This is a genomic window from Nonlabens sp. Asnod3-A02 (assembly GCF_045063755.1).
GTDB classification, from domain to species: domain Bacteria; phylum Bacteroidota; class Bacteroidia; order Flavobacteriales; family Flavobacteriaceae; genus Nonlabens; species Nonlabens xylanidelens.
Window position 1 is genome coordinate 1,063,541 of the sequence record NZ_JBEFOC010000008.1, and the last position, 26,008, is coordinate 1,089,548.

Below are 26,008 nucleotides of genomic sequence, written 5' to 3' on the forward strand. Positions count from 1 at the left end.
TTGCACTATGAAAATGATTCCACTATTTATCAGTACACCAGAGCTTATGATCGTAGGCCTAGTAGTGATATTGGTTTTCGGTTCTGATAAGTTGCCAGAAATTGCTCGCGGCTTAGGTAAGGCTATGAAGACGGTACGCAACGCTACTGACGACATTAAAAATGAAATTACAAAAAGTGCAGACGAGCACGGTTTTACTAAAGACGTAAAAGAAATCACTAAACAGATCGAGCAAGTAAAAGATCAAATAGAAGACTCTGGATCTATCAAACGCAAGTTCTAGATGTGGCAATCTATTGTAGAGGTAGATCAGGACATTTTTAGATGGATCAATGGACTTGCTATAGGTAAATTTAAAAGCTTTTGGTTATTTGTTACTCACATAGAAAACTGGTTTTTACTCTACATTTTCTTCTTTTTTTTACTTTTTAAAAGTTTTAAAAAACCTGTCAGTTTTATTGCCATGACAGCTGTTCCACTAGTAGTTTTTATAACTTTAAGCCTGACTAATCTTGTTAAGAATGGAGTAGAACGATTACGTCCTAATAATGAGCCTGTACTTATGGACAGTATACAGATATTATTAAAACCAGGTAACTTTAGTTTCTGGTCTGGTCATAGTGCCGTAAGTTTTGCGGTAACCACGTTTGTTGTCCTAGCATTGCGATCAAAAGGAATGAGTAAATGGATTTTCCTATTTTACATCTGGCCCACAACCTTTGCGCTTTCTAGAATCTTTGTAGGTGTTCATTATCCGGCAGATATTACCGTAGGAATGCTAGTCGGTATATTGCTAGGCTGGTTGTGTTCTCTTATCTTTTTTAAGATAGCTAGTAGATTACAACACACGACTTAAAGTAAGACCGTCTCTAACAGATAGAAGCACAGTTTGTAGTCTTGGGTCCTCCTTTAGCAACTTGTTATATTCTAATAGTACAGGGGTAGATTTGTCCTTGCTATTTACATTTTCTACGACTTTCCCGTGCCATAAAACATTGTCCGATATGATTAAGGTTCCTGAATGTACCTTTTCCATAATCTGGTGAAAGTAATTTACATAATTAGGTTTATCTGCATCGATGAAAATTAAATCAAAAGTCCCTTCTAGTTGTGGGATTATTTCTATCGCATCGCCTATTTTTTGATTTATGTTTATGTTGTTGGTTCCGCTTTCGCGAAAGCGTGCAAAGTATCCAGCAGCAAGTTCTTCTAGTTCTTCATTAATATCTATAGTGATAAGCTCGCTATTATTAGGCATACCCTCGGCAATGCAAAGTGCAGAGTAACCGGTAAAAGTGCCTATCTCAAGAACACGTTGAGGTGTTTTTAAATGAGAAATCATACTTAGTACACGGCCTTGATAAGGTCCAGAAAGCATGATAGGTTGTAATACTTTTTGATAGGTTTCTCTCGCAAGATCTTGTAGAATTTGTGGCTCGTCTTCAGAGTGTGCGACGATGTAATTATCTAGATCTTTGGGTAAGAAAAACATGGGTATAATTTAGAATTGTAAAATTACGAACTAAGAATGTAATGATTAGGCCTATTTTGATATTTGAATATGAATATGATCATCATGTCTTACGGCATGGCAACCGTGGTATCTTATGATGCCTTTCATGTATGGCTTAATTTGATCTAGTTCTAGTCTAGGTATTAAGTGTGGTTCTATAAAAATCTTTTCTGGTGGTAACATGTCCATCAGGTCTATAATCATGTATTTTGTTAAACCTCCATCTATTTCTAGATCTTTATTGATATTGATTCCTAAATATTTGGCATAATCGTATTGCCAGTAGCCCGCGTCTTTGCATTTTTGGGTTTGAGTAATGCGATTATCGAGCGGCTCGACATAAACACCATAACCTAGAAGTGAAGGATTAGAATCTGTTGCCTCACCTTTACTAGTTTGATAGGCAAATGCGATGTCTATTTTACGTCCGTCATTATGACTTAAATGTGGTAATAATGGAAAACCATCTATAAAAGGGAAACCTGCATCTAAATAAATCATTTTTTGCCCAGATATACCTAAATAATAATTTTCAGAATGAAAGTCCATAAAAGAGTACAAGTCGTTGTGCACATAATTGCGACACAATAAGACATAGCCTAAGTTATGAGGTGCAATATGATCGTTAAATACTGGTAGTGCTCTTCTGTTATTAAGTGGTGCTAGAATAGGTACTATGAAAAACACGCATAACAAATAGATTACCGAGAAACTAAGTATTCGTTTTCTCTTATTCCAAAGTGATTTTCTGTATTTAAAGTATCCGAAAACTACTATCCAAATCATACCACCTACTTGGGTAACCAATGTAAGAGCGATAACAATACATAGGTGTAATAGGATTTTTAAGTATTTCAAAAGATAGTTTTTGTGTTAAGTTAATGATCATAGCTCATTCTATGGGCATCTAGTTTTATAAAGATAAATAATAAAATGGTAAAGCCCATGAGCCCACTACCGCCATAACTCATAAATGGTAATGGAATCCCTACGGTAGGTAGTAAACCTATTACCATACCTACGTTAACAAAAAAGTGAAGGAAAAATATTCCTGCTACTCCATAACCATAAATACGTGCAAACTGGTTGCGCTGACGCTCTGCCATGATAATTATGCGATAGATTAAGAACATAAATAATAAAATGGTGATCGATGTACCTAATAATCCAGAAACCTCTCCTATAGCGCTAAAAACGAAATCTGTATGCTGTTCTGGTACATAGCCACCTCTAGTTTGTGTGGCTTCTTCTAGTGGTTTTCCTGCCCAGCCACCATTTCCTATTGCAATCATGCTCTGATTAATGTTATATCCTATACCAGCATCATCTTGTACTCTACCCAATACGATATCAATTCGGTTTCTGTGTCTGTCTTCTAGTATGTTGTTAAAAATGTAACTAGTAGATAGGGTGTAAGCAATGCATATGAAAGTAGCAATTACATATAGATATATTCTTGGTTTAGGAAGACGTTTGTTGTGTTTCCGCTTTCGCGAAAGCAAATATATAATTGCTACTACCACTACTATTATTAAAATGATCCACCATATATTGATCACTAATGCTGCTAAGAATAAAGCTAAAGCGATAATTCCTAAACTAAGATACCATAAGGACAAACCTTCACGATGCAATGCAAAGAAAAAGGCAGTGTAGATTAATGCACTACCAGGGTCTGGTTGCGGCACAATGAGTAGGGCAGGAAGTGCTATAATACCTGCGACTATCATAAAATCCCTAACATTTTTTAGAGAAACGTTGAGCTGACTCAGAAATTTTGCAACGGCAAGTGCGGTAGCAAACTTTGCAAACTCACTAGGCTGAAAGGTGAATGAACCTATAGGATACCAAGAGACGGCACCATTTACTTCTTTACCGAAAATATACAAACCAGCTAGAGATAGCATGGAAACTACATAGATAAGTCCTGCAAATTTCTCGTAGAACTTAACTTCTATGGCTAGAATAATGATGATTAGTAAGGCGCAAACCCCTATAAATAAAAATTGTTTTCCATACACTTGATTAATGTCGGTGATCGAGGTGTATTCTAATACTGGAGCAGCACTGTAGATGCTAAAAAGTCCTATAAAAACTAATGCAGTATATATTAATATGGCTGCTATGTCATATTTGGGTCTATCACCTATCCCCATCTTATTTTAATATTTTAAGATTAAGACTGTCTACTAGTTGGTGTAGTTTTCTTTCTTTCTCATCGGTAATAAGGCCTTGATCTACTGCTACATTGATGTTGTAAGGTTCTTTCCCTAATTTTTTTGCATATTCATATTCAAGACTATGTGACATAAGGTAGTCTTCTAGGTCTGTTCTGGTGATTTCTCCTTTGATGTGTTTTTCAATGAGAAGACTAGCTATTTTTGCAGCATATCTAGAACCCCAATATCCATTTTCTATAAAAACCGCGATGGCAATTTTAGGATCGTCTTTAGGAGCAAATGCGATAAAAACAGAATGGTCAGTTTGCTGTTTACGAACTCCGTTTACTTTAGCAAAATTTTCTACTGTACCAGTTTTACCACAAATCTCTATTTCTGGAATTTTCACATATTTTGCTGTTCCAGAATTATACACCTCATTCATTCCTTCTATTACAGGTTCAAAATGTTTTGCATCTATGGTGGTGAAGTTTTTTGTAGTGTATTTAGGATTATCTATGGGTTCACCATTCATTTTTTTAATGATGTGTGGAGTGTAGAAGTATCCTCTATTTGCTATAGCTGCTGTCATGTTTGCTAGTTGTATAGGTGTTACAGCAACTTCACCTTGACCTATAGCATTTGAAATTGTGGTAGGAGCATACCACTTGTATTTATATCTAGATGTGTAATATTCTCCATCAGGAATTCTACCTGGTTGGCCTACCGGTAAGTCATAGCCTAAGTAATTACCTAGTCCAAAGCTGGTCACATGATCATGCCAAGTATCCATACCTTGAGAAGAGGTTTCTCCTTTTTCAATAATTCTTCTGTACACTTGAGCAAAGTAAGCGTTACAACTTTCGGCTATACCTTTACTCATCGCTAATGGACTAGCATGAGAATGACATGCCATTTTTTTTCTACCTCCATAGTCATAACCATGATTGCATCTAAAACGTTCTTGTGGTGTTGTGACTCCTTCTTGTAAGCCTATTAAAGCATTGATGACTTTAAAAGGAGATCCTGGAGCGTACTGGCCTTGTAATACTCGATTAACATCTGGTAATCTAACGGTGTCTCGTAGTATAGCGTTGATGTTTTTAGAACGGTCACGCCCCATGAGTAAGCTTGGATCGTAATTAGGTGCTGTGACTAAGGATAATATTTCACCTGTTTTAGGTTCTATAGCGACTATGCCACCGCGCTTGTTAATCATTAATTTTTCAGCGTATTCTTGGAGTTCTTTATCTAGTGTAACCGTAAGGTCAGTTCCAGCAATAGGAGCAAGATCGCTAGATCCATTTTTATAAGATTCTATGGCCCTACCGTAATGATCTCTAGTGTATTTTTTATATCCTTTTTCACCTCTTAACTCTTTTTCATACTGGAGTTCTATGCCACTTTTTCCGGCAAGATCTCCTTGAACATAGTAGTCATCTTCATTAATTTTACCTTGATTCACTTCTCTAATATAGCCCAAAACACTTGCGCTATGATCTACTTGATACTTGCGTAAAGAGCGTCTTTGAATGTAAAATCCAGGAAATTTTCTAAGCTGTTCTTGTAAAGGTGCGTACTCTGCTTGTGTAAGTTGCGGTAAAATAACACTAGCTTGTTTTGTGGACCAGATTCTAGCCGTTTTTAATTTTTTTTCTAATCGAGACTCATCCATTTTAAGTAAACCAGCTAGTTTATTTAAATCAAAATCTCCAGTTTCTTTGGGAATAACCATTACATCATAAGCTACCTGATTTGCGACCATTAGTTCTCCATTGCGATCATATATAAAACCACGTTCAGGATAATCATAAACCGTTTTTACAGAGTTGTTTTCTGCTTCTAGCTTTAACTCTTCAGATATCACGACTTGTAAATAAATCATTCTACCTATAAAGGTCAGTCCGACTAGGGTGACAATAGAAAAAAGCAGTAACTTTTTCATGATTTGACTTTAGGTTTGAAAATTATTAAAAACAGACTTGCTATAAGTATGGTAGCAATACCCACGCTCAACGTGAGCTTCAATGTGTAGAGTATTTGAGAAGTGTTAAAAATTACTAGACTAAAGAAAATTAAGTGATGTGTGATAACCGATAGTACTGATAATAGTAATAATCTGTCTATAGGGGTTCTTATTATTTTAAGATTTTTCATTAAATAACTTTCTCCATAAACTAGCTTTAAAAACACAGGTCTAACAAAGGCTAGAGTTAAACAAGCCGCAGCATGTGCGCCTCCTGTATTTTGAAAAGTGTCTAGAAGGATTCCTAGCGCAAACGCTATGAACATAAAAGACCATCTATTGTTATCTACAGGGTATAGAATGATGAACAATATATAAACCATAGGGTTGATATAGCCCAAAAAATTAATTTGATCCAATAGAAATATTTGCAGAATAAGTAATCCTACAAATCGAAGCACGTTATTTAAAAGAGTACTATTCATTAGTGCCTAGTGTATCTATTACCTGTAAAGCTGCTTTGTCTCTATTCTTGATAACATTGACATAATCTAGATTAGTCATATCATTGAATAGCTCTACATTTATTTTATACCTAGAGCCATTTTCAGTTAACTCTGCATCTTTTATAACACCTATTAAAATATCAGGTGGAAAGGTGGTGGATTGTTTTCCTGTAATTATAGTGTCTCCTTTATTTACTTTGGCAAGTCTTGGAACGTCTTCTAAGCTCATCGTATAAGGATTATTACCATCCCATTTTAAGGAGCCTATAGTTGCGGTTCCTTTAATCTGTGCGTTTAAGGAAATTTGTGAATTCAAAATTGAAATTACTCTAGAAAATTGATCACTACTGCGATCTACTACGCCCACAATACCTGTAGGGCATATAACACCCATGTCAGATTCAATACCTTGATCACTTCCTATATCTATGGTAATAAAATTATCAGATTTATAGAAATCATTTTTCATTACTCGTGCAGGAAATACTTTATAAGGAATATTATCTGTAAATAAAAAGGTAGATTCTTCACCTAATAGGGTGTCGCTTATCTCTAACAGTTTCATTCTCAACATAGCATTCTCAGTGCTCAGTTTTTTATTTTGATCATCTAAATCAAAATAGTCATAAATACCAGTTTTTGTACTTAAAACATTACCTGTTAAGTATCCTGTAGAGTGAATTGCTGTATTGCGATGGTAATCATGACTCTGTATAGTGAAACTGAGTGCGATAACCATTAAAAATAGATACAACAACAAGTTTCTGTACTTGATCAGAAAATTGATAATTTGTTGCATGCGATTACTTCAATATATTAAGAATAAGGTTTTAGTACTTATTTGCTAGTACACTTTTGTATTTGTCTAGATTCTTAAGAGTAAGACCAGTACCACGTACTACGGCTCTTAAAGGATCTTCAGCTATATAAACAGGCAGATCTGTTTTTTGTGATAAACGTTTATCTAGACCACGTAACATAGAACCACCACCAGCTAGGTAGATACCGGTGTTGTAAATATCTGCTGCAAGTTCTGGAGGAGTTTGTGATAGTGTTTCCATAACCGCATCTTCCACGCGTAAAATAGATTTATCTAGCGCTTTAGCTATTTCTCTATATCCTATTTTTACTTCTTTAGGTTTACCAGTTAAAAGGTCACGTCCTTGAACGCTCATTTCTTCTGGTGGCACCTCAAGATCTTCAGTAGCAGCGCCTATTTGTATTTTAATTTTTTCTGCTGTGCGTTCCCCTACATAAAGGTTATGTTGAGTACGCATGTAATAAACTATGTCGTTAGTAAAAACATCACCTGCAATTTTTACCGATTTATCACATACGATACCTCCTAGAGCAATAACGGCGATTTCAGTAGTACCACCACCTATATCTACGATCATGTTTCCTTTAGGTTGCATGATATCTACACCTATACCTATGGCAGCTGCCATAGGCTCGTGTATTAAGTAAACTTCTTTACCATTAACCCTTTCTGCACTGTCTTTTACAGCTCTCATCTCTACTTCTGTAATTCCAGAAGGGATACAAATAACCATACGTAAAGAAGGGGCAAACCACTTCTTTTTCAATGCAGGGATCTCTTTTATAAACATAGAGATCATTTTTTCACTCGCATCAAAATCTGCAATTACACCATCCTTAAGTGGTCTAATTGTTTTAATGTTTTCATGAGTTTTCCCTTGCATCATAGCAGCTTCTTTACCTACGGCAATAATCTTGCCTGTGGTTCTGTCTCTTGCTACTATAGATGGACTGTCTACAACTACTTTACCGTTGTGGACAATAAGTGTATTTGCCGTACCTAGGTCGATGGCAATATCCTCTGTAAGAAAATCGAAAAATCCCATAAATGATGAGTGGAAAAACGTTAATAATTAGGGCTTTGCAAAGCTACTACAAATCTAGTGTTTAAAATGCCTCGTCCCAGTGAAAACCATCGCAATGTTATTTTTATTGCAATAATCTATAGAAAGTTGGTCTTTTATTGATCCGCCTGGTTGTATCACTGCGTTAATCCCTGCATTATCAGCTATTTCTACACAGTCTGGGAATGGAAAAAACGCATCACTAGCCATAACAGAACCTTCTAGGTCAAATTTAAAAGACTGTGCTTTATGGATAGCCTGGTTTAATGCGTCTACTCGAGATGTTTGTCCTGTACCACTAGCACATAATTGTTTGTTCTTTGCAAGTACAATAGTGTTAGACTTAGTATGTTTACATAATTTAGAGGCAAATAGTAAATCTTCTATTTGAGCATCGGTAGGAGCAAGAGTAGTTGCTGTCTTTAAGTCTTCTTTTTGATCTGTTTTAAGATTAGGATCTTGAACCAGATAACCATTTAATGAAGCGCGTACTTCTAGTTTGTTGGTATCTCGCTTTCGCGAAAGCGCACCATCAACAAGCTCTAACATGATTCTGTTTTTCTTCCCTTTTAAAATTTCTAGTGCATCGCTAGTAAATGATGGAGCAATTACAACTTCACAGAATAATTTGTGAATTTCTGTTGCCGTTGCAGCATCGATCTCAACATTAGAAATTAAAACACCACCGAATGCCGATACAGGATCTCCAGCAAGTGCATCTACATACGCCTCAAGTACTGTCTCACGTTGTGCGACACCACAAGCATTGTTATGTTTAAATACACCAAATGTAGGTGCGTCATTCTCAAATTCACTAATTAAATTTACAGCAGCATCTACATCGAGTAGGTTGTTATAAGAAAGTGCTTTACCGTGATGTTTAATAAACATCTCGTCAAAGTTCCCATAGAACCATCCACGCTGGTGTGGGTTTTCTCCATAACGCAATGGCATAACGTGTTGCTCACTTAATTTTAATGCTTTTTCTGGAGAGTCGCCAGAAAAGTAATTATATATAGCACTGTCGTAATGAGATGAAACGTTAAAACAGCTTGTTGCAAATTCTTTACGCTGTTCGATGGTAGTAACTCCATCTCCTGATTCTAGAACTTCTAGTAATTTAGAATAATCATCTACCGTACCTACACAAAGAGTGTCTTTAAAGTTCTTTGCACCAGCACGTATCAAAGAAATACCACCTATGTCTATTTTTTCAATAATATCTTGTTCTGCAGCACCGCTTGCTACGGTTTTTTCAAATGGATATAAATCTACGATTACGATATCGATTTGCGGTATTTCAAATTCTGCTAACTGAGCAACATCACCATCATGATCACGTCTGTTAAGAATACCTCCGAAAACTTTAGGGTGTAATGTTTTTACACGACCACCTAAAATAGAAGGGTAAGAAGTTACATCCTCTACTGGGACAACATCTATACCGAGATCCTTAATGAATTTTTCAGTTCCTCCTGTAGAATAAATTGTGATACCTAGATCGTTCATTTTTTTAACGATAGGACCCAAGCCGTCTTTATTAAATACGGAAATAAGGGCGCTTTTTGCAGTGATTTGACTCATGTTGTGTGGTTATTTGTGGGAAAATGCAAAAGTAATTCTTTAGAATGTTTTATGTATTTAAAGAGCGTGTTAATTGAAGTGTTTTTAAACTTTTATAGATTTTTCTTAATAATTAAATGTTAGTTTAAAACTTTGTAAGTGACTGCACGTGTGTATTACGATGTTTTAACGAATTTTTCTGTGTATTTCATTTGAATAGTTTAAATGTCACAGAATAAAAATCTCTTTATCACAGAAATAGAGATAATGTTTCCATATTTTAGCAACCTATATCCGAAATTATGAAAAAAATTAACTTGCTTTTAGCTTCATCTCTATTGGTCTCATCTTTGTGTTTCTCACAAACTAAGGAGGAAAAAGCTGAAATTATCAAAAACAACAATCAGGAAAGCCTTCAAAGATTAATAGTCGAGTTGGATCAAAAAAACACTATTGGTCTAGAACAAGCTTTAGAATATTCAAAGGCTAATAATGTACCGATGATTATTGAAAACCCAAAAGATGGATCTTTTCAGCAGTTAATGAGAATTGCTGAAGATGGCTCTCCGGTTTATTATACTATTCATAACGTAGATGCTGCAAATAGCTCTAGAGCTAATAGATTACACAATGGTGGGTCTTTAGGTTTAAATGTGGAAGGTCAAAATATGACTGCTTACGTTTGGGATGGTGGAGCTGTGTTGACTACTCATAATGAGTTTAATAATTCGTCAGTAGGACGCGCTCAGGTAGGAGATAATGTGTTAGTAGGTAATGGGAATAGTTTTCATGCCACACACGTTTCTGGAACTATCGCAGCTTCTGGAGTTAATCCAGCTGCAAAAGGTATGGCACCTCAAGCAAATGTTATTACTAACGATTGGAGTAATGATTTTACAGAAATGGCGATTGCTGCCTCAAATGGCGCTCTTTTAAGTAACCACTCTTACGGAGTTAATGCAGGTTCTATTGGTGATGATTTGTTCGGGAAGTATATTACTGATTCTAGAGATGTAGATCAAATAGCATTTGATGCACCTTATTATTTACCTGTTTTTTCTGCAGGTAACGATGGAGGAGATAATACTTCAAATGGAAATCCAATAGAAGGTAATTTGAATTTAGATAAACTTTCGTTTAACTCTGTAGCAAAAAATGTAATGGTTGTTGCAAACGCTCAAGATGCTGTAATTAATACAGATGGTTCATTAAATTCTGTTTTTATTAATGCTAGTAGTAGTCAGGGCCCAACAGATGACTTAAGAATAAAACCTGATATTACGGGAAATGGAACTCAATTACTTTCTACTTTTGATACTTCAATCAGTGCTTATAATTCTATTTCTGGAACGTCAATGTCTGCCCCTAATGTAACAGGTTCAATGTTGTTGTTACAGCAACATTATAAAAATTTTAATGGTGAATTTATGAGAGCAGCTACTTTAAAAGGACTCGTTCTTCATACTGCAGATGATGCTGGTCCAGTAGGTCCAGATCCATTTTGGGGTTGGGGAATGATAAATACAATGGAAGCTGCAAATGTGATTAGTGAAGATAAATTAAGATCAAATATTATAGAAGAGGAATTACAAGATGGAGATACATTTACTTTAGTTGTAAAATCTGATGATATTTCTAAATTAATGGCTTCTATTTCTTGGACAGATGTTGCTGGAAATGTTAATCAAGGTGGTGCAAATGATACCTCACCAGCCTTAATTAATGATTTGGATGTTAGGATTTCTCAAAATGGTACTGTTTTTGACCCATGGAAATTAGTAACAGCTAGTTCTAGCGGTACTGGTGATAACATTGTAGATAATGTTGAACGAGTTGAAGTTCCTAACGCTACTGGTGAATATACGATAACGGTTACTCATAAAGGTTCTTTAGTAGGTGGAAGTCAGAAATTTAGCTTGGTTGTTACAGGGTTAAATAATGTGTATGCTTTAACCTCTGCACAACCTATAATTGAAGTATGTAATGATCAAATAACTAGCTTTCCAATTGAGTTTTTAGCTGACCAAAGTTTTAATGAAACAGCAACTCTTAGCCTTGTAAACCTTCCTTCAGGTGTAACTGCTAGTTTTAGTAATTCTAGTTTTACAAATAATGCAAGTTTATCTCTAAATTTAAGTAATTTAGGAGCTGCTCCTGTTGGAACTTATGATCTAACGGTTAACGCTGTGACTCCGACTAGAACAAGAAGTATAGATTTAACGTTAAGGATAATGAGCGATACTTTTAGTCCTGTAAACCTAGTTTTTCCAGCTGATCAGGCTACTACTATCGATACATCAGCAATTTTAGATTGGGATGATGAGCCTAACGCACAACAATATCAAATTCAAATAGCTGTAAACCCTGCATTTGGTAGACCTGTTTTAGATGTGTTAGTAGATCAATCCTCCTTAAGAATTGACCCTTCTTTATTATTTCCTTCTTTAACTTATTATTGGAGAGTAATGCCTATTAATGATTGCGGGCAAGGAACTTTTGTTACCAGATCATTTACCACATTTGATTGTGAAGACATAATGGCACCAGTGCCTACTCCTATAAGTATACCGGATGATAACGCCACAGGAATTACGAGCGTTTTGAGCATTAATAGAGCAAACAATGTTAATATAGGTAAGATTTCTGTATTTGTAAGAAGTACACATGAGTATTCTGGTGATCTACTTATAACATTGACATCTCCTGCAGGTACTACAGTATTGTTAGCATTTCCTTCAGGATGCGATTTGGAAAACTTATTAGTAACCTTTGATGATAATGGAGGTCCATTTACTTGTGATGTCGCTACAGGTTTATCTGGTTATACAGGTGTTATTCAACCAGTAGGTAACTTATCAGACTTTAATGGAGAATCTATTAATGGAGATTGGACTCTTAGTGTTGCAGATCGTGGCCCTGCAGATTTAGGTACTTTGAATGCATGGAGCATCACTTTCTGTGAAGAGCCACAAACTCTAAGTAACGAGTCTATTGAAGAACTTGATTTTGCTGTATATCCTAATCCATCTAATGGTGTATTTACTGTAAGTACTGCAAATGCAACTAATAGTGGTGACGCTGTAATAACTATTTCTGACCTTAATGGTAGAAGAGTCTTTACTAGAGATGTTAAGAATTTAAGTGGTAATTTAAATGAAACGATAGATGTTCAGAATCTTACTAACGGTTTATACTTATTACAAGTACAACGAGGTGCTTCTTCAACTGTAGAAAAGATCATTATCAATAAATAATAATCTGAGATAATCTTATATAAAAAATGCGATCCTGAAAAGGATCGCATTTTTTTTGTTTTTTACTTTTAAAGAAAGAACCTTAAACTAAATCAGCCAGTTCTTTAAAATCTAATCCTCCATAATTACCACTACTCATTAATAGCAATGCGCTATGGTCTAGTTGCTGTTTAAATAGCCATTCTTTGAATGCTGCAGGATCTGTCATAACTATCAAGTCATCACGATCAAAAGCCTCTAAGATTTGCTCTTTGGATACAGGAGCAAGTTTTTTAATCTCTACCGCATGTGGACTATAAAATACCACAGCTACATCTGCTGGGTTGAGTGCATTTTTATATTGAACTAAAAATTTTGGATCAAGGCTAGAATATGTGTGTAGTTCTAGACAGGCTATGGTTTTACGTTCTTTATATTGTGTAGCAACTGCTGCTGTAGTAGCGGCTACTTTACTTGGTGAGTGCGCAAAATCCTTATAAATAACAGCTGTTTTACTCTCTGCTACTTTTTCTAATCGTTTTGAGGCACCTTTAAAAGTTGCAATCGCTTCATAGAAATCATCTTCATCTATTCCCATGTGCTGGCATATCCATTTTGCGCCGGCTAGATTGCTCAAGTTATGTTCTCCAAAGATTTCTATAGGCATGTCACCTTCTGGAGTGTCTAAATAGGTGGTGCCATCGATTATTTGATGCTGGGGTACTGTGTAAGAATGTTTTCTAGTGGGCTTTGTAGCTGCCTCTGCAATATCCTTAACAGCTGTGTCCTCTTCATTATAAACTAGAATACTACCATTTTTCATTAGTTCTACAAACTGCTCAAACTGACTCAGATAATTTTCCCATGTAGGAAATACATTTATATGATCCCAAGCTATTCCAGATATCAAGGCGATATTAGGTTGGTATAAATGGAATTTAGGACGTCTATCTATAGGGCTAGAAAGATATTCATCACCTTCTAAGACCATAAATTCATTCTCGTCTGTTAGATGTACCATGGTTTCAAATCCTTCTAGTTGCGCACCTACCATATAGTCCACTTCTCTTTCATGGTAATGCATCACGTGCAATATCATAGAAGTAATGGTGGTTTTACCATGAGAACCGCCTATAACCACACGAGTTTTGTTTTTAGATTGCTCATACAAATACTCTGGGTAGGAATAAATTTTGATCCCTAATTTTTGAGCTTTTAATAACTCAGGATTATCTTCTTTGGCATGCATTCCTAAAATAACTGCATCTAAATCTGCGGTTATCTTTTCTGGAAACCAGCCGAATTCTTCTGGAAGTAGATGGTGTTTTTCTAATCTGGACTTACTAGGTTCAAAAATAGTGTCGTCGCTTCCTGTTACATGGTCGCCTTTATGATGTAGGGCTAGAGCTAGATTGTGCATGGCACTGCCGCCTATCGCGATAAAATGTACGCGCATAATATGTGTATTTGGTAAGTTTATAAAGCTAGTAAAATATATGACTTAGTCATCCATTTCTATCTTAGATTCTAAAGAAAGTATATCTGCTTTAAGTTGTGTGTCTATATGTTTAAGAGATGCTTTTTTCAGTGTCTCTAGTGCTTTTTTATCGTCGTTTAATTTATGTTGATAAATAGATGCTAGTTTACGATAGGTGAGTAAAGAACCGCCAGTGTCTACTGCTTTTTGATAAGATACGACAGCATCATCATACTCTTCTTCATATTCATCTATATAACCATGTGCTAGATGTCCATCTACTGGCGATATTTTAATCAATTGGTCTGCATAGGATCTGCTTTTACTTATAGATCCACCCACTATTCCAGGCAACTCACAGTACAGTTGAGATAAGGCATGCCTAGATTCTATATGTTTAGGGTCTAATTCTGCAGCTTTTTTTAAATGTTTTTTAATGTCGTCTAGCATTCCTAGAGCTTTAAATTTTGAAGAGCTCTTGGCATATAAACCCATTGCACCGCCATATTTAAAGTTATATCGGGCGCTTTTTGCATTGCTGTCTATTAACTTTTTATAATATCCCATAGCTTTTTCAAAATTATTTTGATGGCTAGCAATATCACCTAATCGTTCTATGACGTCTAGGTCAGAATGGTCTTGTTCATATAATTTGGTAAATGCAATTTGTGCTTTGTCAAATTTCTCTGCTTTGAATAATTGTTCCGCTTTCGCGAAAGCGGACTGACCATAAGCAACTGTGCTCATTAAAAAGAGTAGGGCAATAAATGTCTTCTTCATTTGGTAAAAATATCAAAAAGTAAACCAAAAGCCGTTTCCCTCAATGAAAAGATACTTTTACTCAATCTTAGTTTCTATTATTTGAATATCCACGTACCTTTAGGTCAAATCTAAGCCCATGAGACATTTTTTAATCTTTATACTGTTAGTTTTAGGAAGCAACTTTCAGTCATATGCACAAGACTATTACACTGCAAAGTGGGAAAATGTCGAGAAACTAGAGGTGGAGAATAGGGTAGAAGATGCTAGAAGGATAGTGCGCGACATCTATAAACACGCAAAACGTAAAAAGGATGATGACCAGTTAGTAAAAACATTTCTCTTCAGAGCAAAATTTAATTTAATCAAAGAAGAGAAAGGGCAACAACTCGTTTTAACAGAGTTATCTGAGCTTATAGATCGAGCAAAATTCCCTAAAAAAAATATGTATCACACCATTTATGCAAAGCTTTTAAATGATTATGTGAGTCAGAATCGCTGGAAGTTACAACGCCGCACTGCTGGCGCAACGGTAGATGAAAATGATTTTGAAACTTGGGATATTAAAAAATTCTATGATGTGATTTCTACACATCATAAACTAGCTTTAAAGGATAAAGAAGCATTAGGTAAACTACCTGTTTCAGAATTTGCCGCTGTATTAAATGCGCGCCCATTAGGTAGAGAATTGCGACCTACTTTATTAGATCTACTAGCTAGAGAGGCACTTGATTTTTATAAAACAGGTTATTATGCAATCACTAGACCTAAAGAAACTTATGTCATCACAGATAAAAATGCTTTTCGCTCTACAGATGCTTTAAGAGAAATAAAAAGAGCCAAAGGAGATACCGTTTTTTCTAAATATGATGTGTTACAGCTTTATGCAACGCTAGAAACTTTGCATAAGAGTAAAAAAGACCACGGTGCTTATGTGACTATTTTATTAGAACGACTGGACTATGAAAAAAGCTTTTTAAACGCCAATAGGGAATTACCAGTATACAAATCTATTCATGAACAGTTATTAGCGACCTATAAAGGTAAAGCGGTAAGTACAATAGTTATGTATAACCTGGCTCAATATCATTATGAGCAAAGCAATTATAAAGATAAAAGTACTCGCCAGGAAGATCGTGATCTAGCAATTGCGATTTCAAAAAAGGCTATCGAGCAGTTTCCAGATTCTTATGGAGCTATTAAATGTAGTTCCTTACTGTCTAGTATTTACACGCCTAGTTTAAGAATACAGCATCAGGATCAGGTAATGCCTAATGAATTGCATCGTGGCGTGATTCAATATAAAAATGTTAATGAGGCTACCATCCATTACATTAAAGTAGCGCATGATTTTTTAAGCTCAGGCGGTGATAGAGATTCATTGTATCGCGTCACTTTAAAAACAGCGCAAAAAGAAAATCGTGTGGCTCTTTCTAAAACCATAAAGTTAGAGTCTTCGCAGGATACTTATGATCATAGTTATCAATATAATGTAGATGGGTTAGATGCTGCCACCTATCTAGTGGTGATAGAAACTAAAAGCGATAACAGTCAGGATATTGCAGCTAGTTTAATGACCGTTTCTCAAATGTCTATTTTAAATAAACGTGTAGGAAACACCATTGCTGTCCAGGTGCTAGATAAAAAAACAGGAAAACCTCTTAAGAATGTAAAGCTAGAGCTATCTCAGTTCAATTCTAATTACACAACCACTGCTATAACAGATAGAGATGGAAAAGCTGTTTTACAAAACTCTAACGGTAAAAATAGTAGTTATTCATTAAAAGCAGTTTTTGGAGACGATATTGTTGTGAATCAGGTGTATTCTTATTACAATAGATTTTATACAAAAAGTGATAAAAAAGAAGAGGTAGAAGAAGAAATTGAAGTAACTGTAAAATCGTATACCTATCTAGATCGTGCCATTTATAGACCTGGACAGACGGTTTATTATAAAAGTATTTTGGTAGCAAATGATGGAAAAACATCTTTTGTAGTTCCTAATGAAGAGTTTGTATTAACCGTGTATGATGCAAATGACGAAGAAATCCAAGAGATAACAGCAACTACTAATGAATATGGTAGTTTTCATGGTGAGTTCACACTGCCCAAAGAAACCTTAACCGGTCAGTTTTATATAGAGATAGATAGCGACGAGGAATCTGATTTTTGGGATAATGTTTATGATTTTAATGACGACTATGATAATGAAACTAAATTTCAAGTAGAAGAATATAAAAGACCTCGTTTTAAAGTAGATTTTAAAAAGGTAAAAGAATCTTATGCTATGAATGACTCTGTTGTGGTTACCGCTTTCGCGAAAGCGTTACTAGGATCCAACATCACAGATGCCGACGTACATTATAAAGTAACAAGATCTGCTAGATTGCCATGGTGGCGATATTCTGGATATCATTCTGGTGATCAAGTAATCGTTGATAGTGATGATCTAGAAACAGATGAAGAATTTGTAACTAATAATAAAGGAGAGTATGCCATAAAATTTAAAGCCCTTGCAGACTCTACACTAGTAGCTAAAGATCTCCACCCTATTTACACCTATAGAATAGATGCTGAGGTGGTAGATATAAATGGCGAGACTAGAACGGCTAGTACTAGTGTGCGTGTCGGGAAACAAAGTATAGAGGTGTCGCTTTTAAATGCTACTACCTTATCTACAGATGATAATAAGGTTAAAGTAGCGGTTAAAAATCTAAATGGAGAACTGGTAGAAGCGCAAGTAGAATTACAGATAAGACAACTTAAAACACCAGATCATGTCATTATACCATCTGGATTACCTGATGCAGAATTCTATCAAAGCGATGATAAAACCTATAGAGATAAATTCCCTTATGCAGAATTGCGTGAGAGTGAAAAACCTGCAGATTATAAAACGGCGCCCATTATTTTTAAGAAGCGCCTGACTATAGATTCATTAACTACAGTAGAATTACCTATTACAAAAAACTGGGATAATGGCAACTATGTAGTTTATGTAAAAGCTTTGGAAACAGGAAAAAGTAAAAGTCTAGATAACGAGGTAGATTATGTAGAAGAAATTAATAAAGTAGAGGTTTGGGCAAATAAACAACTGCCTGTAAATCCAGAGATCATATCACACGACCTGCAGATAAAGGATAATGTAGCGACCGTAAACTACTTTACCTCTATGGATGGCGTTTATATGAATCTTATAACTTATGACTTTAAAGGACTTAAAAAGGACGAAGTAATATTTTTACCTAAAGGAAAAACAACTAAAAAATACAAGCTTAAAAATGCAGCTAAGAACCTACTTAAATTTAGGTATTCTGTGCAAAAAGAAAATAAGTACATCAGTAAAACTTTTACGGCGCAAGGCAGCCAGAAAGCAGCAACTGTTTTTAATATAGAGACCAATACCTTTAGAAATAAACTCTATCCAGGCATGGAAGAAGAGTGGTCGTTTACCATAAAAGATCAAAAGGGTAATGGTATGAATGGCGAGGTGCTTGCCAGTATGTATGATAAAAGTCTAGATGAATTTACAGTAAAGAACTGGGATGGGTTTAGTTTTAACACTTATGAGAGTGGTTATGAGCCTGATTTTTATCGTCAGATCAATTACTTAAATACAAGCAGTACTAGATTGTACTTTCCATATAGACAGGTGCAAATGCCGCAACTGGATTTTGACCAATTCAAATATTTTGGATTATCTTTTACAGGAAATATAAATCAATACAATAATTACAAAGCTAGAATAGAAGTTAAGTATGAGAAAGTAAAACCTATTGCTGGTTATATCACTGGTCGCGTTACAGATACAGATGGAGGTTTGTTGGGAGCTGTAGTTTCTGTTAAAGGTAGTGCGGAGAATGCTACAACTGATTTTGATGGATTATACAAAATTAAAGCATCTCCAGAGGATACTTTAGTTTTTACCTATTCCGGTTATGATACAGTAGAAATTTTAGTAGGTAATCAAAATGTGATAAGTCCATTAATGGATGCTAGTCTGGATACGGTGGTGGTAACAGCTTATAGAACTACTACAAAATCAATGTCTAGCGTTTCTTCTATCATGATAACATCTGAATCTGCAGATAAAATTAATGATTTTAACACTTATCGAGGTGATACTTATCAAAGGGCTTTCCGACCAGATGGTAAAATCTCAATTGTTACAGCAAATGGTATTGCATATGATACTCTTAGTAATGGCAAAGTAATACAAAGACTAGAAGGTCAGGTAGCCGGTTTAACTGTGCAAACAGCTACTGGGCAGCCAGGAGCAATTGCACTTATTCAATTAAGAGGAGCTATTTCCATTAATGGAAATAAAGAGCCTTTAATAATAGTAGATGGTGTGCCGGTTGATGAAGATTTCTTTAAAAGCCTAGATGCTTCTCAAATTAAAGAGACCGCCGTTTTAAAAGGAGAGAACGCAACAGCTATTTATGGCAGCCGTGGTTCAAATGGTGTTATTATTATCTCGACCAAAGCTGGTGTGAGTGCAAATGACCTAGTACTTCAAGAAATGTCGTTGAATAATGTACAAATAAGAAAGGATTTAAAAGAAACCGCTTTTTTCTTACCAGAATTAAAAACAGATAAAAAAGGTAATCTTAAATTTTCATTCACTTCTCCAGAGATGTTAACCCAATGGAAATTAAGACTCTTTGCGCATAATAAAAAAGCAGAAGCCGCTTATCTAGAAAAACTGGTCGTGACTCAAAAAGAGCTGAGTCTTGTACCTAACGCTCCGCGATTCTTAAGAGAAACGGACACCATTAGATTCTCAACTAAGATTGCCAATTTAAGTGATGCAAAAATGGAAGGAGTTGCCACTTTAAAATTATTTGATGCGCTTACCATGCAACCTATAGATCAAGAGTTGAAAAACACAAATGCATTACAAAATTTCAGTGCAGAAAAAGGTGGTAACGCATCGGTTAACTGGACTTTTGTTATTCCAGTAGGTACACAAGCGGTTACTTATCGTGTCATTGCAAAGTCAGATCAATTTTCTGATGGAGAAGAAAATACCCTGCCAGTACTTACTAATAGAATGCTGGTTACCGAGTCTAGATCACTTTGGGTACGTGCTGGACAGACAGAAGAAGTGGTGATGGATAAATTAGAAAATAATACTTCCACAACACTAGAAAACCATCAAATGACGTTTGAATATACCTCTAATCCTAGCTGGTATGCGATAAAATCACTGCCGTATTTAATGGAATATGAGCATGAATGTGCAGAGCAAACATTCTCTAGATATTATGCAAACGCGATGGCTGCTCATATTTTAAATAGCAGTCCTAGGGTAAAAGAGGTTTTTGATAGTTGGGCTGCAAACGGTTCTAGTAAGAGTAAGTTAGAACAAAATGAAGAATTGAAATCAGTGATTCTTGCTCATACTCCATGGTTGCGAGACGCACAAAGTGAAGAACAAAAACAACAGCGACTTGCGGTGCTTTTTGACCTAGATAAAACAGCTCGTGAGAAAAAGAAAACTCTGGCAAAACTAGAAGAGAAACAAGGTGATTCAGGTGGTTTTCCATGGTTCAGCGGTGGGAATACTAATGAGTATATCACTAGACATATCGCTGCAGGAATAGGTCATTTGAATAAATTAGGTGTTAATGATGCAGATAGACCACAAACAGATCGCATGTATAAAAATGCCATCGCAGCAACAGATCGTGCATGGGTGCAACGATTCAATGATTATCTTAGGTATAGTAAGGATTTAAAGAAATATAACTTCGGTAGTAGTTACTGGCATTATCAATATGCACGTAGTTTTGAGTCGTCGGTTCTCGATAAAAAGATGAATAAGGTATTAGAAGATGGTAAGAAGTTAGCTTTCGCGAAAGCGGAAAAAGAATTTGCCTCTCAACCTTTATACACGCAATTATTAATGGCAATAGCATTGCATAGAAATGGAGAATCTAAAATAGCTTCAGAAATTTTAGAAGGATTAAGACAAACGGCGGTTGTAAATAATGAAAATGGAATGTACTGGAAAGAAAATACAAATTCTTGGTACTGGTACCGCAGTGATATAGAAACGCAAGCACTAGCTATCGAGGCTTTTTCTGAAATAGAGAGCGACACAAAAACAGTAGAAGAATTGCAAGTATGGTTACTTAAAAAGAAAAGAACCACACAATGGAAATCCACAAAAGCCACAGCCGATGCTACCTATGCGCTGCTGCTACAAAATGGTAAATGGACAGATGTTGAGGTGAATAATAAAATCACTTGGGCAGGAAAACCACTGCCAGAAGATAAGTTGAGTAAAACAAATGTAGAAGCTGGAACAGGTTATTTTAAAATCTCGTTGAATAAGGAAGAGATCACAAATAAACACGCTACAGTAGAGGTGAAGAATAAAGGAGAAGTCACTGGTTATGGTGGTTTATACTGGCAGTATTTTGAAGATCTCGATAAAATCACAACAGATGATCAAGGAGCGTTATCAGTAAAAAAGAGATTGTACAAAAAGGTGAGTAATAATTCTGGCGAAGAACTTAAAGAAATCACTTCTCAAGACGCGCTAGAAATAGGTGATTTAATAACGGTGCGATTAGAGATCAAGTCTGCAAATGATATGGATTTTATACATTTAAAAGATATGCGTGCCAGTGGTTTTGAACCTGTAGATGTTATTTCAAAATATAAATGGCAAGATGGATTGGGTTATTATCAAAGTACAAAAGATGTTGCGACTCACTTTTTCTTTGATCATTTGAAAAAAGGAACTTATGTTTTTGAGTATGAAGTGCGAGCAAATAACGCAGGTAATTTTTCTAATGGTATAACCACTATAGAAAATATGTATTCGCCAGAATTCTCAGCGCATAGTGCTGGAGAGCGAGTATTTATAAAAGAATAATTTGTTTTATACCCTATAATTTAAAGGTGCAGCAATATGTCTGCACCTTTTTTATTGTTGATATATTAGAATGTAATTTATGATAGGATTGTATAACGATTCCTTAAAACTTTAAGTATGTAAGATCGATGTGTTAAATTAGCTACGTGAATAAGGAGCAGACATATCAATTAAATGCTGATAAGAGTTTTAGAACGCTTATAGTTAAGGCTTTGAGTCTGTTTTCTAGTGTGCGACTTTATAATGTGACTATAGTGGCTATTGCACAATTGCTGGCTGCTATTTTTATTATTGCACCTAATCTGACTGTAAAATCCATTTTGTCAGATTATAAGTTATGGTTTATTGTACTAGCCAGTAGTGCTGCTATCGCAGGTGGTTATATTATCAACAATTTTTATGACCGCGAGAAAGACTTAATTAATAGACCTCAAAAAACCTTGTTAGAAAACCAAATAAGCAGGTCTACTTTATGGTCGGTTTACTTTACGGTAAATGGTATTGCCTTTATTCTAGGTTGCATCGTTTCATGGCGTGCAGGTTTATTTTTTGCGTTGTACATTTTTGCAATGTGGTTGTATTCTCATAAACTTAAACGTGTTCTCTTTTTAGGTAATTTAATGGCAGCATTGCTTGCTGTGACTCCGTTTTTTGTATTATTTATGTATTACAAGAACTTTTATCCAGTGATATTAGTACATGGTGGTTTTCTCTTTCTTATTATCGGTATGCGAGAATTAATTAAAGATTTAGAAAATTTAAGAGGAGATCTTGCCCAAAACTATAGAACGATACCAGTTGTTCTAGGTGAAAAAATGAGTAAGAAGTTTTATACATTACTTACATTTCTTACTATCGTACCTATCACCGTATTAGTAGCTTATTATGAAATAGGTTACATGGAATATTATTTTACCTTGATAGTAGGAGCCTTATTGGTATGTTTACCATTAATATGGTCTTCTAGACGTAAAAGAGAATACTTGTTGATTCATTTTATTCTCAAAATTATAATAGGTGCTGGAGTATTCTCGATATTATTGATCGATTTACCGGCTATTTTACAACGATTACAAACCATTTTTACCTAATGAAAAATTCAAAAATAAAAGTAGCCCTTGCTCAAATATCACCAGTGTGGTTGGATAAAAAAGCGACATTAGAAAAGGTTATGTCTACGCTGCAAGAAGCGGTTAATGAAAAGGCAGAACTGGTTGTTTTTGGAGAAGGTTTATTGCCTGGTTATCCATTTTGGCTTGCTCTTATGGATGGCGCTGCGTGGAATAAGGATGCAGTAAAAGAGTTGCATAGACATTATGCTCTCAATGCAGTTAGTATAGAAAATGGAGATTTAGATGATATTTGCGCTTTCGCGAAAGCGGAACACATATCCATCTATATAGGTATAATAGAACGACCAGAAGATCGAGGTGGGCATAGTCTGTATGCGAGCATGGTTTACATAGATCAAAATGGAATTATTCAAAGTGTACATAGAAAATTACAACCTACCTATGATGAGAGATTAACCTGGTCTCCAGGAGATGGAAATGGCCTGGTAACGCATAAATTAAAGGACTTTACAGTTAGTGGTTTAAACTGTTGGGAGAACTGGATGCCGTTGCCACGTGCTACGATGTATGCACAAGGAACAAATTTACATGTAGCTTGCTGGCCAGGAAGCGATCATAATACAAAAGATATTACTAGATTTATCGCTCGAGAGGGACGTTGTTATGTTTTATCAGTTTCTAGTATGATGTTTAAGGAAGATTTTCCTGAAGGAACACCACACTTAGAAGAGTTACTTAATAATGCACCTGCTGTACTGGCTAATGGTGGTAGCGCTATTGCTGGACCGGATGGAGAGTGGATTATAGAACCGCAAATAGGTAAAGAAGAAATTATCTATGCGACGTTAGATTATAACAGAGTGCTAGAAGAGCGTCAAAATTTTGATGCCGTAGGACATTATTCTCGTCCAGATGTAACCCAGCTACATGTGAATAGAGAACGACAAAGTACAGTGAAGTTTACTAATTAATAAGGATTTAAATAAAGTAATTTGAAAGTTAAAAAGCAATTTAAAGCTCATGGTAAGTTTTTAATCACTGGAGAGTATGCCGTTTTAGATAACGTTCCTGCACTGGCTATTCCTTTAAAACTGAACCAATATCTAGAGATTACTTATCGCGATGATCAAGAAATTACGTGGAGCAGTTATAATAATGATGGTGAGCTATGGTTTCATGTAAAAACTAATGTAAATGATCTTTATTCAGACTGTATCAATTGTGATAATCCTATCACTTTTAAATTAAGTGAGATTTTAAATACGGCCTTGCATCTTACTTCAAATAACTCTTTGAGAGGTTTTGATGCGGTAATGAAATTAGATTTTGACAGAGAGTCGGGCATGGGAACCAGTTCTACCTTAATATGCCTCATATCTCAATGGTTGGGCTGTGACCCTTATCAATTGCAGTTTAAGTGTTTTGGCGGCAGCGGTTATGATATTGCCTGTGCACAAGCAAATAGTGCTGTCGTATATAATTATAATGATGGAGAACCTATTGCTCAAGAAGTGGACTTTACTCCTTCCATAAAGAATCAAATATTCTTTGTTTACCTCAATCGTAAACAAAACAGTCGCGATTCTATCGCACAGTTTAATGTAGACTTACTTACCGAAGGTCTTAGACTTGAATTATCAAATATGCCAGAGTTGTTTTTAGAGGCTTCTAACGACATTTCTAAATTTAATAACGCAATGACTAGGCATGAAGAGATTATAGCGAGCCTGATAGGTATGAGGCCTGTTAAAGAGCAATTGTTTTCAGATTTTAATGGCGCTATTAAATCATTAGGCGGTTGGGGTGGTGACTTTATCATGGCAACAGGTGATGCTGCAGCGCGTCAGTATTTTATAAATAAAGGATATGCTACGATTCATGAATGGGATGATGTGGTACTAAATTCCTAGATTTTTCGTTTCTTGGTTGTCTTAAAAACTACAGCCTATGAAATCATTAATTTTCTTTACGTTACTTGCAGCGCAATTCTGTGTAGCCCAAGTTCATTTTAAAATCGTTAATTCTGAAACCAAGGAAGCACTAGTAAATATACCGGTGCGATTTGGTGAGAAAAATGGCATGTATTCAAATGCACAAGGAGAAGTAACTATTCCTGATGGATTTGAAGTGCAACAAATAACAATAGCTGCATTAGGGTATAAACCTTATACAGCTGAGGTTGCTACCATTCAAAATACTACTGTTTCTTTAAAACCACTAACTTATCATTTACCAGAGGTGGTGTTAAGAGGTGAGCCTAAAAAGGTGAAAACCCTTAAACAAAAAACGATAAGAAGTAATAGTGTATTTGATAGTCACTGGCAATATCATGGCGTGGAGTATGGTGTTTTTATACCTAATAATCATGATAATGCAGATATGCAGCTATTGGAGCTAACTATTCCTTTTATTTCTAAACGACGAGATTGGAAAAAAGAAAATGAAGATTATAAAAAAGATTCTACTAATGTGAGAGTAAGAACACTTAAAAACGATTTTCAATACCTATACCGTATTAGTTTTTATCACATGAATCAGGATTCTACTTTTAGTAGGTTATCTATACCGCCCAAGGAGTTAATCGTCTCAGATGAAAATCGTAAACTTAAAATGGATCTAGAAAAAGACCAAGTATGGGCAGATCATTCTGGTTTATTAATAGGATTGCACAATTTAGGTCCTTGTGATGATAAAGGAATTCTACTATCTATTCCCAGATTTGGTAAAGAGCGAATAGGTCCTAATGGAAAGATGTATAAGCCAATTAACAATCGTGAGAATGTACCGCATATAGGTGTTACAACTAAAAGAAAAGGAGATTTAGTAGATTATATAAACTGGCATTTTAAAGAAAATAGTAAATGGCAACCGATGAGGTTTTTAGGTGGTACGCCAGAAAAAACCAGACGTTTAAGCTTAGGTTACAAGTTAAAAGTAATTACGTATTAAAAACAAAAACGCCGCTCTTAAGAGCGGCGTTTTAAATAGTA

At 35.4% G+C, this 26,008-nt stretch carries 18 protein-coding genes; 8 read left to right on the forward strand and 10 right to left on the reverse strand.

Features of this window, described 5'->3' with window-relative positions; translation table 11 throughout:
- Positions 1 to 7 precede the first annotated feature (7 nt).
- Positions 8 to 283: a twin-arginine translocase TatA/TatE family subunit gene (locus ACJJVN_RS14800; RefSeq protein ID WP_211289264.1), complete on the forward strand. Its 276-nt coding sequence runs from the start codon at positions 8 to 10 to the stop codon at positions 281 to 283.
- A complete protein-coding gene (locus ACJJVN_RS14805) occupies positions 284 to 856 on the forward strand; it encodes a phosphatase PAP2 family protein (RefSeq protein ID WP_405369809.1) in 573 nt (190 codons plus the stop codon).
- On the opposite strand, the gene ACJJVN_RS14810 is transcribed toward ACJJVN_RS14805, so the two are convergent.
- From ACJJVN_RS14810 to purH, 8 genes are read right to left on the reverse strand one after another with little or no spacing between them, the layout of a single operon-like run.
- The gene (locus ACJJVN_RS14810) at positions 839 to 1,492 is read right to left on the reverse strand and encodes an O-methyltransferase (RefSeq protein ID WP_104514612.1); all 654 of its coding nucleotides are present in this window, start codon (positions 1,490 to 1,492) and stop codon (positions 839 to 841) included. The two genes, ACJJVN_RS14805 and ACJJVN_RS14810, sit on opposite strands and share 18 nt — an antisense overlap.
- Before the next feature lie 51 nt (positions 1,493 to 1,543).
- The gene (locus ACJJVN_RS14815; RefSeq protein ID WP_405379109.1) at positions 1,544 to 2,371 is read right to left on the reverse strand and encodes a hypothetical protein; all 828 of its coding nucleotides are present in this window, start codon (positions 2,369 to 2,371) and stop codon (positions 1,544 to 1,546) included.
- Positions 2,372 to 2,391: 20 nt separating this feature from the next.
- Entirely contained in the window at positions 2,392 to 3,669 is a 1,278-nt protein-coding gene (gene rodA / locus ACJJVN_RS14820; RefSeq protein WP_405379111.1) for a rod shape-determining protein RodA, read from the reverse strand.
- 1 nt (position 3,670) lies between these two features.
- Positions 3,671 to 5,617, reverse strand: coding sequence for a penicillin-binding protein 2 (mrdA, locus tag ACJJVN_RS14825; RefSeq protein ID WP_405379114.1), 1,947 nt, complete (start codon positions 5,615 to 5,617; stop codon positions 3,671 to 3,673).
- Entirely contained in the window at positions 5,614 to 6,123 is a 510-nt protein-coding gene (locus ACJJVN_RS14830; RefSeq protein WP_245890628.1) for a hypothetical protein, read from the reverse strand. Before ACJJVN_RS14830 ends, mrdA begins: the two co-directional genes overlap by 4 nt.
- Positions 6,116 to 6,943: a rod shape-determining protein MreC gene (gene mreC / locus ACJJVN_RS14835; protein WP_104514615.1), complete on the reverse strand. Its 828-nt coding sequence runs from the start codon at positions 6,941 to 6,943 to the stop codon at positions 6,116 to 6,118. The genes ACJJVN_RS14830 and mreC overlap by 8 nt, the downstream gene beginning before the upstream one ends.
- 31 nt (positions 6,944 to 6,974) lie before the next feature.
- Complete coding sequence (locus ACJJVN_RS14840) at positions 6,975 to 8,009, reverse strand: rod shape-determining protein (RefSeq protein WP_104514616.1); 1,035 nt, start codon at positions 8,007 to 8,009, stop codon at positions 6,975 to 6,977.
- Positions 8,010 to 8,063: 54 nt separating this feature from the next.
- On the reverse strand, positions 8,064 to 9,611 hold the full coding sequence (purH, locus tag ACJJVN_RS14845) for a bifunctional phosphoribosylaminoimidazolecarboxamide formyltransferase/IMP cyclohydrolase (protein WP_405379117.1): 1,548 nt from the start codon (positions 9,609 to 9,611) through the stop codon (positions 8,064 to 8,066).
- A gap of 281 nt (positions 9,612 to 9,892) precedes the next feature.
- On the opposite strand from purH, the gene ACJJVN_RS14850 reads away from it, so the two are divergent.
- Positions 9,893 to 12,844 (forward strand): S8 family serine peptidase, encoded by a 2,952-nt coding sequence (locus tag ACJJVN_RS14850; protein WP_405379120.1) that lies wholly within the window; start codon positions 9,893 to 9,895, stop codon positions 12,842 to 12,844.
- A gap of 82 nt (positions 12,845 to 12,926) precedes the next feature.
- Here the strand turns inward: ACJJVN_RS14850 and murC are convergent, their stop codons facing one another.
- Positions 12,927 to 14,279: a UDP-N-acetylmuramate--L-alanine ligase gene (gene murC / locus ACJJVN_RS14855; protein ID WP_405379122.1), complete on the reverse strand. Its 1,353-nt coding sequence runs from the start codon at positions 14,277 to 14,279 to the stop codon at positions 12,927 to 12,929.
- Between the two features lie 45 nt (positions 14,280 to 14,324).
- Positions 14,325 to 15,080, reverse strand: coding sequence for a tetratricopeptide repeat protein (locus ACJJVN_RS14860; RefSeq protein WP_405379125.1), 756 nt, complete (start codon positions 15,078 to 15,080; stop codon positions 14,325 to 14,327).
- A gap of 118 nt (positions 15,081 to 15,198) precedes the next feature.
- On the opposite strand from ACJJVN_RS14860, the gene ACJJVN_RS14865 reads away from it, so the two are divergent.
- From ACJJVN_RS14865 to ACJJVN_RS14885, 5 genes are all read left to right on the forward strand, one after another.
- The gene (locus tag ACJJVN_RS14865; protein WP_405379128.1) at positions 15,199 to 21,945 is read left to right on the forward strand and encodes an MG2 domain-containing protein; all 6,747 of its coding nucleotides are present in this window, start codon (positions 15,199 to 15,201) and stop codon (positions 21,943 to 21,945) included.
- Between the two features lie 146 nt (positions 21,946 to 22,091).
- Positions 22,092 to 23,036, forward strand: a complete 945-nt coding sequence (locus tag ACJJVN_RS14870; RefSeq protein WP_405379130.1) for a geranylgeranylglycerol-phosphate geranylgeranyltransferase — start codon at positions 22,092 to 22,094, stop codon at positions 23,034 to 23,036.
- Positions 23,036 to 23,989 (forward strand): carbon-nitrogen hydrolase family protein, encoded by a 954-nt coding sequence (locus tag ACJJVN_RS14875; protein WP_405379133.1) that lies wholly within the window; start codon positions 23,036 to 23,038, stop codon positions 23,987 to 23,989. The genes ACJJVN_RS14870 and ACJJVN_RS14875 overlap by 1 nt, the downstream gene beginning before the upstream one ends.
- 21 nt (positions 23,990 to 24,010) lie before the next feature.
- Positions 24,011 to 24,928 carry a GYDIA family GHMP kinase gene (locus ACJJVN_RS14880; protein WP_405379136.1) on the forward strand — a complete coding sequence of 306 codons (918 nt, stop codon included), beginning with the start codon at positions 24,011 to 24,013 and terminating at the stop codon, positions 24,926 to 24,928.
- 37 nt (positions 24,929 to 24,965) lie between these two features.
- The gene (locus tag ACJJVN_RS14885) at positions 24,966 to 25,967 is read left to right on the forward strand and encodes a hypothetical protein (RefSeq protein WP_405379137.1); all 1,002 of its coding nucleotides are present in this window, start codon (positions 24,966 to 24,968) and stop codon (positions 25,965 to 25,967) included.
- Positions 25,968 to 26,008: the final 41 nt, after the last annotated feature.

Bases quoted from the DNA above. Each gene is read 5' to 3' on its own strand.
- ACJJVN_RS14805 (WP_405369809.1), top strand. From the start codon at position 284: ATGTGGCAATCTATTGTAGAGGTAGATCAGGACATTTTTAGATGGATC.
- ACJJVN_RS14875 (WP_405379133.1), top strand. From the start codon at position 23,036: ATGAAAAATTCAAAAATAAAAGTAGCCCTTGCTCAAATATCACCAGTG.
- rodA (WP_405379111.1), bottom strand. From the start codon at position 3,669: ATGGGGATAGGTGATAGACCCAAATATGACATAGCAGCCATATTAATA.
- ACJJVN_RS14865 (WP_405379128.1), top strand. From the start codon at position 15,199: ATGAGACATTTTTTAATCTTTATACTGTTAGTTTTAGGAAGCAACTTT.
- purH (WP_405379117.1), bottom strand. From the start codon at position 9,611: ATGAGTCAAATCACTGCAAAAAGCGCCCTTATTTCCGTATTTAATAAA.
- murC (WP_405379122.1), bottom strand. From the start codon at position 14,279: ATGCGCGTACATTTTATCGCGATAGGCGGCAGTGCCATGCACAATCTA.
- ACJJVN_RS14800 (WP_211289264.1), top strand. From the start codon at position 8: ATGAAAATGATTCCACTATTTATCAGTACACCAGAGCTTATGATCGTA.
- ACJJVN_RS14830 (WP_245890628.1), bottom strand. From the start codon at position 6,123: ATGAATAGTACTCTTTTAAATAACGTGCTTCGATTTGTAGGATTACTT.
- ACJJVN_RS14860 (WP_405379125.1), bottom strand. From the start codon at position 15,080: ATGAAGAAGACATTTATTGCCCTACTCTTTTTAATGAGCACAGTTGCT.
- ACJJVN_RS14885 (WP_405379137.1), top strand. From the start codon at position 24,966: ATGAAATCATTAATTTTCTTTACGTTACTTGCAGCGCAATTCTGTGTA.
- ACJJVN_RS14850 (WP_405379120.1), top strand. From the start codon at position 9,893: ATGAAAAAAATTAACTTGCTTTTAGCTTCATCTCTATTGGTCTCATCT.
- mreC (WP_104514615.1), bottom strand. From the start codon at position 6,943: ATGCAACAAATTATCAATTTTCTGATCAAGTACAGAAACTTGTTGTTG.
- mrdA (WP_405379114.1), bottom strand. From the start codon at position 5,617: ATGAAAAAGTTACTGCTTTTTTCTATTGTCACCCTAGTCGGACTGACC.
- ACJJVN_RS14810 (WP_104514612.1), bottom strand. From the start codon at position 1,492: ATGTTTTTCTTACCCAAAGATCTAGATAATTACATCGTCGCACACTCT.
- ACJJVN_RS14840 (WP_104514616.1), bottom strand. From the start codon at position 8,009: ATGGGATTTTTCGATTTTCTTACAGAGGATATTGCCATCGACCTAGGT.